The organism is Promicromonospora sp. NPDC060271 (genome assembly GCF_042726755.1).
Lineage (GTDB): Bacteria > Actinomycetota > Actinomycetes > Actinomycetales > Cellulomonadaceae > Promicromonospora.
Genome location: NZ_JBHXBG010000072.1, coordinates 14,241 through 28,072 on the forward strand (window position 1 = coordinate 14,241; position 13,832 = coordinate 28,072).

12 protein-coding genes are annotated in these 13,832 nt (G+C 68.6%); 4 read left to right on the top strand and 8 right to left on the bottom strand.

The features are described from left to right. Positions 1-62: 62 nt before the first annotated feature. Both ACFWE2_RS13115 and ACFWE2_RS13120 read left to right on the top strand, forming a co-directional pair. On the top strand, positions 63-1,853 hold the full coding sequence (locus tag ACFWE2_RS13115) for a DEDD exonuclease domain-containing protein (RefSeq protein ID WP_377224666.1): 1,791 nt from the start codon (positions 63-65) through the stop codon (positions 1,851-1,853). After that, positions 1,847-2,128, top strand: a complete 282-nt coding sequence (locus tag ACFWE2_RS13120) for an Lrp/AsnC family transcriptional regulator (protein WP_116676031.1) — start codon at positions 1,847-1,849, stop codon at positions 2,126-2,128. Before ACFWE2_RS13115 ends, ACFWE2_RS13120 begins: the two co-directional genes overlap by 7 nt. A gap of 237 nt (positions 2,129-2,365) precedes the next feature. On the opposite strand, the gene ACFWE2_RS13125 is transcribed toward ACFWE2_RS13120, so the two are convergent. The 8 genes from ACFWE2_RS13125 to ACFWE2_RS13160 all read right to left on the bottom strand — a co-directional run bounded on the left by ACFWE2_RS13125 (position 2,366) and on the right by ACFWE2_RS13160 (position 12,038). After that, positions 2,366-4,066: a cytochrome bc complex cytochrome b subunit gene (locus ACFWE2_RS13125; RefSeq protein WP_377224667.1), complete on the bottom strand. Its 1,701-nt coding sequence runs from the start codon at positions 4,064-4,066 to the stop codon at positions 2,366-2,368. 190 nt (positions 4,067-4,256) lie between these two features. After that, positions 4,257-4,886 (bottom strand): superoxide dismutase, encoded by a 630-nt coding sequence (locus ACFWE2_RS13130; protein ID WP_377224668.1) that lies wholly within the window; start codon positions 4,884-4,886, stop codon positions 4,257-4,259. 165 nt (positions 4,887-5,051) lie between these two features. Beyond that, positions 5,052-6,737, bottom strand: coding sequence for a cytochrome bc complex cytochrome b subunit (locus ACFWE2_RS13135; protein ID WP_377224669.1), 1,686 nt, complete (start codon positions 6,735-6,737; stop codon positions 5,052-5,054). A 190-nt stretch (positions 6,738-6,927) separates the two neighbouring features. Continuing rightward, positions 6,928-7,557: a superoxide dismutase gene (locus tag ACFWE2_RS13140; protein ID WP_377224668.1), complete on the bottom strand. Its 630-nt coding sequence runs from the start codon at positions 7,555-7,557 to the stop codon at positions 6,928-6,930. A gap of 165 nt (positions 7,558-7,722) precedes the next feature. Beyond that, positions 7,723-9,435, bottom strand: a complete 1,713-nt coding sequence (locus ACFWE2_RS13145) for a cytochrome bc complex cytochrome b subunit (RefSeq protein WP_377224670.1) — start codon at positions 9,433-9,435, stop codon at positions 7,723-7,725. Continuing rightward, positions 9,432-10,502: a Rieske 2Fe-2S domain-containing protein gene (locus ACFWE2_RS13150; protein WP_377224671.1), complete on the bottom strand. Its 1,071-nt coding sequence runs from the start codon at positions 10,500-10,502 to the stop codon at positions 9,432-9,434. Before ACFWE2_RS13150 ends, ACFWE2_RS13145 begins: the two co-directional genes overlap by 4 nt. Next, positions 10,499-11,278, bottom strand: coding sequence for a c-type cytochrome (locus tag ACFWE2_RS13155; RefSeq protein WP_377224672.1), 780 nt, complete (start codon positions 11,276-11,278; stop codon positions 10,499-10,501). The genes ACFWE2_RS13150 and ACFWE2_RS13155 overlap by 4 nt, the downstream gene beginning before the upstream one ends. A 106-nt stretch (positions 11,279-11,384) precedes the next feature. Beyond that, complete coding sequence (locus ACFWE2_RS13160; protein ID WP_377224673.1) at positions 11,385-12,038, bottom strand: heme-copper oxidase subunit III; 654 nt, start codon at positions 12,036-12,038, stop codon at positions 11,385-11,387. Between the two features lie 178 nt (positions 12,039-12,216). Here ACFWE2_RS13160 and ACFWE2_RS13165 point away from each other — a divergent pair, with 178 nt between their 5' ends. Both ACFWE2_RS13165 and trpD read left to right on the top strand, forming a co-directional pair. Continuing rightward, positions 12,217-12,702 (top strand): hypothetical protein, encoded by a 486-nt coding sequence (locus ACFWE2_RS13165; RefSeq protein ID WP_377224674.1) that lies wholly within the window; start codon positions 12,217-12,219, stop codon positions 12,700-12,702. Further along, complete coding sequence (gene trpD, locus ACFWE2_RS13170; protein ID WP_377224675.1) at positions 12,699-13,754, top strand: anthranilate phosphoribosyltransferase; 1,056 nt, start codon at positions 12,699-12,701, stop codon at positions 13,752-13,754. The genes ACFWE2_RS13165 and trpD overlap by 4 nt, the downstream gene beginning before the upstream one ends. Positions 13,755-13,832 lie beyond the last annotated feature (78 nt).

Sequence of the window (13,832 nt, forward strand, 5' to 3'; positions counted from 1 at the left end):
ACCTCCCGCATCGCGGCGAGGCTCGAACAAGCGTGTCAGTGTCTCCCGCTAGCCTCTGCCCCGTGAGCATCAGCGCGTCGGCATACCAGGCAACCTTCGAGGAGCTCGGCACGCCGCTGCGGGACGTCACCTTCGTGGTGGTGGACCTGGAGACCACCGGGACGAACGCCACAGAGGGCGGGATCACCGAGATCGGCGCCGTGAAGGTACGTGGTGGCGAGGTGCTCGGCGAGTTCCAGTCGCTGGTGAACCCCGGCCAGCCCGTCCCCGCTTTCGTCGCCCGGCTGACGGGCATCACGAACGCCATGGTCGCCACCGCGCCGGACATCGCGCTGGTGCTGCCGAGCTTCCTGGAGTGGGCGCGCGACACGGTGCTCGTCGCGCACAACGCCCCGTTCGACGTCGGCTTCCTCAAGACCATGTGCGCACGGCTCGACTACGAGTGGCCCGGGTTCACCGTCGTCGACACGGTGCCGCTCGCCCGGCGCCTGGTCACGCGGGACGAGGCGCCCAACCACAAGCTGTCCACGCTCGCCAACCTGTTCCACGCCAGCGTCTCCCCCGATCACCGTGCGCTGGCCGACGCGCGGGCGACCGTCGACGTCCTGCACGCGCTCTTCGACCGCCTCGCGCCCATGGGCATCACGCACCTGGAAGACCTGGCCACTGCCGCAGACCCCGTACCGCCCGAGGTGCGCCGCAAGCGGCACCTCGCCGACGACCTGCCCTCGGCGCCCGGCGTCTACCTGTTCCGTGGACCGGGCGACGAGGTCCTGTACGTCGGTACGTCCGTCAACATCCGCAAGCGGGTGCGCTCGTACTTCACCGCCGCCGAGAAGCGCAAGCGGATCACCGAGATGGTGCGCATCGCCGAACGCGTCACTCCGGTCGCGTGTGCGACGCCGCTGGAGGCACAGGTACGCGAGCTGCGGCTGATCACCGAGCACGCGCCTCGCTACAACCGGCGGTCGAAGTTCCCGGAGCGGCACTCCTGGGTACGGCTCACCGACGAGGCCTACCCACGGCTCTCCGTGGTGGGCGGAGTGGTGCCCGGCGCCGTGCACATCGGCCCCTTCGCGTCCCGGCGCACCGCACAGGAAGCCGTCCATGCCCTGCACGACGCCCTGAACCTGCGCCAGTGCACCGCGCGTATCCCGCTGGTCTCGCGCAAGCCCGGCAGCCCGTGCGCCCTGGCGGGCATGGGCCGCTGCTCCGCCCCATGCATCGCGACCGAGGGCCCCGACACGTCCTACGCGCAGGTGGCCGACGCCGCCCGCGGCGCCCTCACCGGTGATCCCTCGGCGGTGGTGCGTGCGCTCTCGGACCGGATCGCCACGCTCGCCCACCAGGAGCGGTACGAGGAGGCGGGCGAGGTCACCCGGCGGCTGCGCGCGTTCGTCTCCGGCGCGCACCGGGCGCAGAAGCTGGCACCCCTCGCGGCGTGTGCCGAGCTGGTCGCCGCCCGCCCCTCCGGCATCGGCGACGCACCGGGCCGGCCAGGTGGCTGGGAGATCGTGGTGATCAAGCACGGCCGGCTCGCGGCCACCGACGTCTCGGGACCAGGGGTCGACCCCCTTCCGCTGGTCTCGGCGCTGCGCACCACCGCGGAGCACGTCGAGCCCCCGGTCCCCCCGGCGCCCGCGGCACATCCGGAGGAGACCGACCTCCTGATCGCCTGGCTCGACTCCCCCGGTGTGCGCCTGGTGCACGTCAGCGACACGTGGGCCTGTCCGGTACGGGCGGCCGGTGCGCACGCCGAGCTGACGTGGGCCTCGGACCGGGTGCGCACCGAGATCGGCGGCGTTCCGGAACCCGGGAACCCGCCGCACGTGGATACGATGACGGCATGCTGACCGCCATCGTCCTCATCGACGCCGAGACGTCCCGCATCCCCGAGGTCGCGCAGGAGGTCGCGAACATCGACGGGGTGAGCGAGGTCTTCTCCGTGACCGGAAAGACCGACCTGGTGGCCATCGTGCGCGTCCCCGAGCACGAGCAGCTCGCCGGAGTCGTGTCCGACGCCGTGAACAAGGTGCCCGGCGTGCAGAACACCGAGACCCTCATCGCCTTCCGCGCCTTCTCGAAGGCGGACCTGGAGCAGGCGTTCGCCCTGGGGCTCGACGACTGACAGGTCGTGCCGGGTGCGGGGCGCCCGGCGCGGGTGCCCGGTGCCGCGCGAAGGCTCGCCGAGGCAGGCTCGCCTCTGGCAGCGGGTGCCAGGTCCGTTGAATTTCGTTCAGCCTGGCCCCGCCTGATTCGGCAAGGCCGAACAGTTCGGCTCAGGCGACATCTACCAGCCTGAGCCGGACGAACTTCAGCCCAGCCGGCACCCGTGACAACCGTACGCCCTGCCCCGAGGGCGCCCTCAGCGGCGGTCCTGCCGCCTGCCGGTGGTGCCGGCGCCGGTCGGCTCCTTCGCCTCGATCTCGTCGTGCTTCTCGATCTCGTCGTGCTTGCCGTGCGAGTGCGCGGCCGCCAGCTCGGCGGGCGTGACAGGTGAGACGCGGTCCTCGTAGAAGAACTGGGACAGCCTCTGCCAACGGCGGTCGGACCGGTAACCCTTGCGCCGCACGCCACGGGCGTCCGTGAGCGGTGCGATCTCCAGGGGTGCGGGCGACTGGTAGTTGACGCGCAGCCAGCGCTCTTCCTCGTCGAGCGGGGTGTGCACCTCGACGTACTCGCCGTTCGCGAACCGCACGATGCGACCCGACTCGTGCCCGTGCAGCACCAGCTCGCGGTCCTTGCGCTGCAGCCCCAGGCAGACCCGTTTCGTCACCCAGAACGCCGACACGGGCCCCACGATCAGGAGTACGCGCAGCACCCAGGTGATCGCGAAGATGTCGAGCGAGAAGTGCGTGGCGATGAGGTCGTTGGTCGCAGCCAGGGCACAGACCATGAACGCGACGAACAGCGCGACGCCGACGCCCGTGCGCACCGGCCGGTTGCGCGGCCGGTCCAGCACATGGTGCTCGCGGTGGTCCCCGGTGACGCGGGCCTCGAGGAACGGCCACGCGCCGAGGAGCGTGAACAGGATGCCCGGGAGGATCATGCCCGGGATCAGCAGGTTCATGCTCAGCGTGTACCCGCCGATGACCCACTCCCAGCCCGGCCCCGGCATGAGCCGCAGGGCACCGTCGACGAACAGGATGTACCAGTCCGGCTGCGTGCCCGCCGAGACGGGCGACGGGTCGTACGGGCCGTAGTTCCACACGTTGTTGATCGCCATCGTGGCGCCCATCAGCGTCAGCACACCGGCGATGATGAAGAAGTTGCCGGTCATCTTGGCGACGTACACCGGCGCAGCCGGGTAACCCACCACGTTCTTGTCCGTGCGGCCGGCGCCCGGGTACTGGGTGTGCTTCTGCAGCACCATCAGGAACAGGTGCAGCGCGATCAGGGCCAGCAGGAGGCCCGGGATCACGAAGATGTGGAGCGTGAACAGCCGCGGGATGATGTGGTGCCCCGGGAACTCGGCGCCGAAGACCAGGAACGACATGAAGGAGCCGATCACCGGGATCGACTTCACAACGCCGTCGATGATGCGCAGGCCGTTGCCGGACAGGACGTCGTCCGGCAGCGAGTAGCCGGAGAAGCCGGCCGCCAGCGCCAGGATCAGCATGGTCAGGCCGACGAGCCAGTTGATCTCGCGCGGCTTGCGGAACGCGCCGGTGAAGAAGATCCGGAACATGTGCAGCACGATCGAGCCGACGAAGATCAGGGCCGACCAGTGGTGGATCTGCCGCATGAGCAGACCGCCCCGCACCTCGAACGACATCTCGACGGTCGAGCGGAACGCGGCGGACATGAGCTGGCCGTGCATGCTCGCCGGGTGCTCACCCTCGTAGCGCACCAGGGCCATCGACGGCTCGAAGAACATCGTCAGGAAGAAGCCCGAGGCGATCAGGACGACGAACGAGAACAGGGCGATCTCGCCCAACATGAAGGACCAGTGGTCCGGGAAGACCTTGCGCGCGAGCTCTTTCACCAGCACCCCGATGGTGGTGCGCTGGTCCAGATAGTCGGCGGTCTTGCCGATCGCGGTGGTCGGACGTTGCGGCTTTGCCACGTCATCACCCCTGAGGTAGGAGGTACGCGCCTGGCGGTCCCTGTCTCACCAGTAGACACCGATCCGGGCGCAGCTTTCCACCTCTGACGACGAAATAGCCGGGCGATCCGTGACATGACAGATCCGGCGCGCCCACGGGAGTCTCCCCCAGGCGCGCCGGATCCGGTCGGGCGATCAGCCGGTCAGAACGTCAGGCCGACGCGACGACGAGACCAGCGGTCTGCGTCTTGGCCCTGGCCAGACGCTCGGAGACGTTGCTCCACGACACCAGGTTCCACCAGGCCTTGATGTAGTCAGGGCGCACGTTCAGGTAGTCGATGTAGTAGGCGTGCTCCCAGCAGTCCAGCATGAGGACCGGGGTGAGCGCGAAGGGGATGTTGCCCTGCTGGTCGAAGAGCTGGACGACGACCAGCTTCTGGCCGACGGAGTCCCAGGCCAGCACCGCCCAGCCGGAACCCTGCACACCGGCGGCGACGGCGGTGAAGTGCGCCTTGAACTTCTCGAACGAGCCGAAGTGCTCGTCGATCGCGCTCGCGATGTCGCCGGTCGGCTCGCCGCCGGCCTCGGGCGCCATGTTCGTCCAGAAGATCGAGTGGTTGATGTGACCGCCGAGGTTGAACGCGAGGTCCTTCTCGATCTTGTTGACGTTTGCCAGGTTGCCCGTCTCGCGGGCCTCCTCGAGCTGCTCCAGGGCAGTGTTCGCGCCCTTGACGTACGTCGCGTGGTGCTTGGAGTGGTGCAGCTCCATGATCTTGCCCGAGATGTGCGGCTCGAGCGCGGCGTAGTCGTAGGTGAGGTCAGGGAGCGTGTAGACAGCCATTGCTGAGGTACCTCCAGGATCGGTCCGCACACCGGACGGTGCGCAGGGTGGGACGCCGTCCTGGTCGTGCGCCTGTGTGGTGCCCGCCGGGACGGCAATGGCCCGTGTCCCCGGCCGCGTTCGCGGACCGGGAGACACAGGCCATCGCTTGGTGTCGCAGGTCGCTCAGTGCTCCCGCGAGGTGGTTCCTGCGCCGGCCTCGACGGCCTGGCGCTCGGATCCGGTCAGCTCGTCGTGCTCGCCGTGCGAGTGCGCGGCCGCGACCTCCGCCGGGCTGACAGGTGCGACGCGGTCCTCGTAGAAGAACCGGGACAGACCCTGCCAGCGCTTGTCGGAGCCGTAGCCCTTGCGCTTCACGCCACGCGCGTCGGTCTTCGGGGCGATCTCCAGCGGTGCCGGCGCCTCGTAGTTGACCCGCAGCCAGCGCTCCTGCTCGTCGAGCGGGGTGTGGACCTCGATGTACTCACCGTTCGCGAAGCGGACGATGCGGCCCGACTCGTGCCCGTGCAGCACGAGCTCGCGGTCCTTGCGCTGCAGCCCCAGGCAGATCCGCTTCGTCACCCAGTAGGCGAACACCGGCCCGACGAAGAGCAGGATGCGGAACACCCACGTGATCGAGTTGATCGACAGCCCGAAGTGCGTGGCGATGAGGTCGTTCGACCCGGCCAGCGCCAGGATGATGAACGCCGTCAGGAACGCGACGCCCAGGCCGGTGCGTGCCGGCTTGTTCCGCGGGCGGTCGAGCACGTGGTGCTCCTTGTCGTCGCTGGTCACCCGCGCCTCGAGGAACGGGTAGACGATCAGGAACGTGAACAGGATGCCCGGGATGACCACCGCGGGGACCAGGACGTTGAGCGGAAGGGTGTACCCGAGGATGACCCACTCCGTGCCCTGGCCCGGCATCAGTCGCAGCGAGCCCTCCAGGAACAGCATGTACCAGTCCGGCTGCGCGCCGGCGGACACCGGCGACGGGTCGAACGGGCCGTAGTTCCACACGTTGTTGATCGCCATCGTGGCGCCCATCAGCGTCAGCACGCCCGCCACGATGAAGAAGTTGCCGGTCATCTTGGCCACGTACACCGGCGCCGCCGGGTAACCCACCACGTTCTTGTCCGTGCGGCCGCCACCCGGGTACTGGGTGTGCTTCTGCAGCACCATCAGGAACAGGTGCAGCGCGATCAGGGCCAGCAGGAGGCCCGGGATCACGAAGATGTGGAGCGTGAACAGCCGCGGGATGATGTGGTGCCCCGGGAACTCGGCGCCGAAGACCAGGAACGACATGAAGGAGCCGATCACCGGGATCGACTTCACAACGCCGTCGATGATGCGCAGGCCGTTGCCGGACAGGACGTCGTCCGGCAGCGAGTAGCCGGAGAAGCCGGCCGCCAGCGCCAGGATCAGCATGGTCAGGCCGACGAGCCAGTTGATCTCGCGCGGCTTGCGGAACGCGCCGGTGAAGAAGATCCGGAACATGTGCAGCACGATCGAGCCGACGAAGATCAGGGCCGACCAGTGGTGGATCTGCCGCATGAGCAGACCGCCCCGCACCTCGAACGACATCTCGACGGTCGAGCGGAACGCGGCGGACATGAGCTGGCCGTGCATGCTCGCCGGGTGCTCACCCTCGTAGCGCACCAGGGCCATCGACGGCTCGAAGAACATCGTCAGGAAGAAGCCCGAGGCGATCAGGACGACGAACGAGAACAGGGCGATCTCGCCCAACATGAAGGACCAGTGGTCCGGGAAGACCTTGCGCGCGAGCTCTTTCACCAGCACCCCGATGGTGGTGCGCTGGTCCAGATAGTCGGCGGTCTTGCCGATCGCGGTGGTCGGACGTTGCGGCTTTGCCACGTCATCACCCCTGAGGTAGGAGGTACGCGCCTGGCGGTCCCTGTCTCACCAGTAGACACCGATCCGGGCGCAGCTTTCCACCTCTGACGACGAAATAGCCGGGCGATCCGTGACATGACAGATCCGGCGCGCCCACGGGAGTCTCCCCCAGGCGCGCCGGATCCGGTCGGGCGATCAGCCGGTCAGAACGTCAGGCCGACGCGACGACGAGACCAGCGGTCTGCGTCTTGGCCCTGGCCAGACGCTCGGAGACGTTGCTCCACGACACCAGGTTCCACCAGGCCTTGATGTAGTCAGGGCGCACGTTCAGGTAGTCGATGTAGTAGGCGTGCTCCCAGCAGTCCAGCATGAGGACCGGGGTGAGCGCGAAGGGGATGTTGCCCTGCTGGTCGAAGAGCTGGACGACGACCAGCTTCTGGCCGACGGAGTCCCAGGCCAGCACCGCCCAGCCGGAACCCTGCACACCGGCGGCGACGGCGGTGAAGTGCGCCTTGAACTTCTCGAACGAGCCGAAGTGCTCGTCGATCGCGCTCGCGATGTCGCCGGTCGGCTCGCCGCCGGCCTCGGGCGCCATGTTCGTCCAGAAGATCGAGTGGTTGATGTGACCGCCGAGGTTGAACGCGAGGTCCTTCTCGATCTTGTTGACGTTTGCCAGGTTGCCCGTCTCGCGGGCCTCCTCGAGCTGCTCCAGGGCAGTGTTCGCGCCCTTGACGTACGTCGCGTGGTGCTTGGAGTGGTGCAGCTCCATGATCTTGCCCGAGATGTGCGGCTCGAGCGCGGCGTAGTCGTAGGTGAGGTCAGGGAGCGTGTAGACAGCCATTGCTGAGGTACCTCCAGGATCGGTCCGCACACCGGACGGTGCGCAGGGTGGGACGCCGTCCTGGTCGTGCGCCTGTGTGGTGCCCGCCGGGACGGCAATGGCCCGTGTCCCCGGCCGCGTTCGCGGACCGGGAGACACAGGCCATCGCTTGGTGTCGCAGGTCGCTCAGTGCTCCCGCGAGGTGGTTCCTGCGCCGGCCTCGACGGCCTGGCGCTCGGATCCGGTCAGCTCGTCGTGCTCGCCGTGCGAGTGCGCGGCCGCGACCTCCGCCGGGCTGACAGGTGCGACGCGGTCCTCGTAGAAGAACCGGGACAGACCCTGCCAGCGCTTGTCGGAGCCGTAGCCCTTGCGCTTCACGCCACGCGCGTCGGTCTTCGGGGCGATCTCCAGCGGTGCCGGCGCCTCGTAGTTGACCCGCAGCCAGCGCTCCTGCTCGTCGAGCGGGGTGTGGACCTCGATGTACTCACCGTTCGCGAAGCGGACGATGCGGCCCGACTCGTGCCCGTGCAGCACGAGCTCGCGGTCCTTGCGCTGCAGCCCCAGGCAGATCCGCTTCGTCACCCAGTAGGCGAACACCGGCCCGACGAAGAGCAGGATGCGGAACACCCACGTGATCGAGTTGATCGACAGCCCGAAGTGCGTGGCGATGAGGTCGTTCGACCCGGCCAGCGCCAGGATGATGAACGCCGTCAGGAACGCGACGCCCAGGCCGGTGCGTGCCGGCTTGTTCCGCGGGCGGTCGAGCACGTGGTGCTCCTTGTCGTCGCTGGTCACCCGCGCCTCGAGGAACGGGTAGACGATAAGGAACGTGAACAGGATGCCCGGGATGACCACCGCGGGGACCAGGACGTTGAGCGGAAGGGTGTACCCGAGGATGACCCACTCCGTGCCCTGGCCCGGCATCAGTCGCAGCGAGCCCTCCAGGAACAGCATGTACCAGTCCGGCTGCGCGCCGGCGGACACCGGCGACGGGTCGAACGGGCCGTAGTTCCACACGTTGTTGATCGCCATCGTGGCGCCCATCAGCGTCAGCACGCCCGCCACGATGAAGAAGTTGCCGGTCATCTTGGCCACGTACACCGGCGCCGCCGGGTAACCCACCACGTTCTTGTCCGTGCGGCCGCCACCCGGGTACTGGGTGTGCTTCTGCAGGACCATCAGGAACAGGTGCAGCGCGATCAGGGCCAGCAGGAGGCCCGGGATCACGAAGATGTGGAGCGTGAACAGGCGGGGCACGATGTGGTGGCCCGGGAACTCGCCGCCGAAGATGAAGTACGACAGGGGCGAGCCGATCAGCGGGATCGACTTGACCACGCCGTCGGTGATGCGCAGACCGTTGCCGCTCAGCACGTCGTCGGGCAGCGAGTAGCCCGTGAAGCCGGCGGCCAGGCCGAGGATCATCAGGACGATGCCGACGATCCAGTTGATCTCGCGCGGCTTGCGGAACGCACCCGTGAAGAACACACGCATCATGTGCACCACGATCGAGGCCATGAAGATCAGGGCCGACCAGTGGTGGATCTGCCGCATGAGCAGACCACCGCGCACCTCGAACGACATCTCGAGGGTCGAGGAGAACGCGACGGACATGAGCTGGCCGTGCATGTTCGCCGGGTGCTCACCCTCGTAGGTGGTGAGCGCCATCGACGGCTCGAAGAACATCGTCAGGAAGAAGCCGGAGGCGATCAGGACGACGAACGAGAACAGGGCGATCTCGCCCAGCATGAAGGACCAGTGGTCCGGGAAGACCTTGCGCGCGAACTCCTTGACGGCGACGCCGATCGAGGTGCGCTGGTCGAGGTAGTCGGCCGCCTTGCCGACCGTCGTCGTCGGCTTGGCCGGTGCCTCGCGCTTGGTGTCGTGGGTCGCGGTGCTCACTTCAGACGCTCCCAGAAGCTCGGGCCGATGGGCTCGGCGAAGTCGTCCTGCGCGATGAGGTAGCCCTCTTCGTCGACGGTGATCGGCAGCTGCGGCAGGCGGCGGTTGGCCGGGCCGAAGACGACCTTTGCGCTGTCCGCGATGTCGAACGTCGACTGGTGGCACGGGCACAGGAGGTGGTGGGTCTGCTGCTCGTAGAGCGCCACCGGGCAGCCAACGTGCGTGCAGATCTTCGAGTAGGCCACGATGCCCTCGTGGGACCAGGTCGCACCCTCGGGCGACTGGTCGGTCCTCAGGTCCTCCGGGTTGAGGCGCACCATCAGGACGACGGCCTTGGACTTCTCCGTGATCCACTCGTGCGTCTCGCGGAACTCCTCGGTGGTCTCCGGGATGACGTGGAACACGGAGCCCACGGTGACGTCGGAGGCCTTGATGGGACGACCCGACGGGTCGATCGCGAGGCGCGTGCCCCGCTTCCACATCGTGTGCTTGAACTTCGAGATGTTCCAGTCGCCACCGACCGAACCGATCAGCGGCACGGCGATGGCCAGCGGGAAGAGCGCCAGGGCCCCGAAGAACGCGCCCTTGAGCACGCCGCGGCGGCCGACGACGCCCGAGTCCGCCAGGCCGTCGTTGAGGTCCTTGATCGCGTCCGCGCGGGTCTCGTCGGACGACGCGAGCGGGTGCCGCTCCTGGACCATCTCGCGGTCTCCCATGAGCGCCTTGGCCCAGTGGATGCCCGCGATGCCGATGCCGAGCAGGGAGAGAGCGAGGCCGAGGCCGATCAGCAGCGTCGAGAGCCGAACGCCCGCCGTCGTGCCGTCCGGCGGGACCATCACGTAGGCGACGATCGAGCCGACGGTGCCGAGGATCGACAGCACGAACAGGAAGGTGACCGTCCGCTCCGCACGCTTGGCGGCGCGCGGGTCGGTGTCGGTGAGGCGGTGCTTGTGCTCCGGGATGCCCGGGTCGGGGAACCGGTCGGCGGACCCGACAGCGGTGCCTGTCTCAGGGGCGACCGTCACGTCCTTGGACGTGTCGGCAGGGGGGTTCTGGTTGTCGCTCACGAGGACTTGGCTCCGATCCACACAGCGGCGCCGATGAGCAGACCGAGGCCGATCGCGAAGGCCCAGAGACCTTCGGACACCGGCCCGAGGGCACCGAGCGCGTTACCGCCCGCCGAACCCTCCCGCTGCTCGACGAGGAACGAGACGATGTCGCGCTTCTCGTCCGGCGTGATGTTCGCGTCGTTGAACACCGGCATCGACTGCGGGCCGGTGAGCATGGCCTGATAGATGTTCCGCTCCGACGTCTCCCACAGCGAGGGGGCGAACTTGCCCTCCGAGAGTGCGCCGCCGGCGCCAACGGCGTTGTGGCACATGGCGCAGTTGGTGCGGAACAGGGCCATGCCGTTGGAGGGGTCACCCTGCGCGGCGTCGACCTGCTCGTCGGTGGGGATGGCGGGCCCGGCGCCCAGCGAGGCGACGTACGCGGCGAGGGCCGCGGTCTGCTCCTCGTCGAACTGCGCGGGCTTCTCCACGGCCTGGGGGCCGTTCATCTGCATCGGCATACGACCGGTCGACACCTGGAAGTCGACGGCGGCGGCGCCGACGCCCACCAGGGACGGCACGCCGTCCCTGCCTTCCGCGCTCGCACCGTGGCACGTCGCACAGTTGGCCTGGAACAGCTTCTTACCGGTCTCGATGTCCGCGGTGCTGACGGTCTCGGCCTTAGCCGTGCTCGGAGCCAGGGCGGCGTAGATGCCACCCGTGGTCAGCAGCGCCAGCAGCAGGAGCACGACCGGCGCCAGCCGGTGGTGCCTGCGGGCGGCGAGTGCCTTCACGAAAATGTCCTCGTCTCGCTTTGAGTGTTTGAGCTTCTCTGTCTTGAACCTATGCCACCGCACGTGGCCACGCCGCACCCGCGCGCGGGGCGCGGGGGCCGCGAGGTCAGCGCAGCAGGTAGATCACCGCGAACAGCGCGATCCACACCACGTCGACGAAGTGCCAGTAGTAGGACGTGACGATCGTGGTGGTGGCCTCGTGGTGACCGAAGCGCCTGGCGGCGAAGGAGCGGCCGAGCACGAAGAGGAAGGCGATCAGGCCGCCGGTGACGTGCAGACCGTGGAAGCCGGTGGTCATGTAGAAGACCGAGCCGTAGGCGCTGGACGAGATCGTCAGGCCCTGGTGGACCAGCTCGGTGTACTCGTAGATCTGACCGCCGATGAAGAACGCGCCCATCACGTAGGTCAGTGTGAGCCACTCGTGCATGCCCCACGTCCAGAACTGGTACAGCTTCCCGGAGCGCGACGGCTTGAACGCCTCTGCCTTGAAGACCGCCCACTGGCAGGTGAAGGAGGACAGCACCAGGACGATCGTGTTGATCGTCGAGAAGGTGATGTTCAGCTTGCTCGCCTGCAGCGCCCACTCCTCCGCCGGCATCGTCTGCCGGACCGTGAAGTACATCGCGAAGAGCGCTGCGAAGAACATGAGCTCACTGGCGAGCCAGACGATCGTCCCGACCGAAACTGGGTTCGGACGATTGACTGTCACGTGCTGGTGCGTGGGGGTGGCTGCAGCCGTTGCGGTCGACACGAAAGCCATTATGGCCGACGTTCGACCGTCCCGAACGCCGAAGTACCAGCGACGCTCGCGTCGAATCTCACAAAGTCCTTCCAACGCCCCACCTGCGGCGCGTCTTGCTGACGCGATTCCACAGAGTGCCATGAAAAGAGCGCGGACAAATCTGCCGTGAGAGCAGGGACTGTGCCACGATCGACGCATGACCGGCATGACGACGGATGTGACCAGCGCAGGTACGAGCGGTATCGAGTCGGGCATCGCGTCCGGTGGAGCGTCCGGCGCGGCGACGTCCAGCCCGCGAGTCCTCCTGTACAGCGACGACCGCACCGTGCGTGAGCAGGTCCGGCTCGCCGTCGGACCGCGCCTGCACGCGGGCTCGCCCGACATCGAGTGGCTGGAGGTCGCCACCCCCGCCGCGGTCGTGGACAAGGCCGACAACGAGACGTGGGACCTGCTCGTCCTCGACGGCGAGGCCGACCAGGCCGGCGGCATGGGGCTGTGCCGCCAGCTCAAGAACGAGATCTACGAGTGCCCTCCGGTGCTCATCCTCACGGGCCGGCCCGCGGACACCTGGCTGGCCTCGTGGTCCCTGGCCGACGGCGTGGTGTCCCGCCCGCTCGACGCCATCAAGGTCCAGGAGGCAGTGGCGAAGCTCCTCGCCGTCCCCGGGGCGGGTACCGCGTGAACCTCGAGGCACCCACCTGGTCCGGGCTGCTGTCCGGGCTCATCAGCGGCACCGACCTGAGCCAGGCCGAAGCCGCGTGGGCGATGGACCAGGTGATGACCGGCGAGGTCTCCCCTGTCCAGCTCGGCGGCTTCCTCGTGGCGCTGCGCGCCAAGGGCGAGACCGTCGAGGAGCTCGCCGGCCTGACCGAGTCCATGGTCCGGCACGCGACCCGGATCGACGTGCCCGGCCCTTCGGTGGACATCGTCGGCACGGGTGGCGACCGCGCGCACACCGTGAACATCTCCACCATGGCGTCGGTGGTCATCGCGGGCGCGGGCCTGCGCGTGGTGAAACACGGCAACCGGGCGGCGTCGTCGTCGTCGGGCAGCGCGGACGTGCTGGAGGTGCTCGGCATCCGGCTGGACCACCCGCCGGAGCGCGTGGCGCAGATCGCGCGCGAGGCGGGCATCACCTTCTGCTTCGCCGCGGCGTTCCACCCCTCGATGCGTCACGCGGGAGTCACCCGCAGGGAGCTCGGCGTGCCGACGGCCTTCAACTTCCTCGGCCCGCTCACCAACCCGGCCCAGCCGCGTGCGGCCGCCGTCGGCTGTGCCGACGCGCGGATGGCCCCGCTGATGGCCGGCGTGTTCGCGGAGCGTGGCAAGTCCGCGCTCGTGTTCCGCGGCGACGAGGGCCTGGACGAGCTCGCGGCCACCGCCGGCTCCACCGTGTGGGAGGTGGCGGACGGCGCGGTCACGGAGCACCGCCTCGACCCCGCCGCGGACCTGGGGCTCACCCGCATCAAGGTCGAGGACCTGCGCGGCCAGGACGCCGCCTACAACGCGGCGGTCGCACGCGGGGTCTTCGCCGGAGAGGACGGGCCGGTCCGCGAGACCGTGCTGCTCAACGCCGCGTCCGGCCTCGTCGCCGACGGCACCCTGCCAGGCACCGGAGCCGACTCCGGGACGCTCGTCGAGCGGCTCGCCGCCGGGATCGGCCTGGCGGCCCAGGCTGTTGACTCGGGCGCGGCGCAGGCAACGCTGGAGCGCTGGATAGCCGCCAGCCGCTGACCAAGCCGGCCGAGGTAGAACCCTGGCGAGATAGAACCGCAGCGAGGTAGAACTTGAGCGCAATGCTCGCGTTCTACC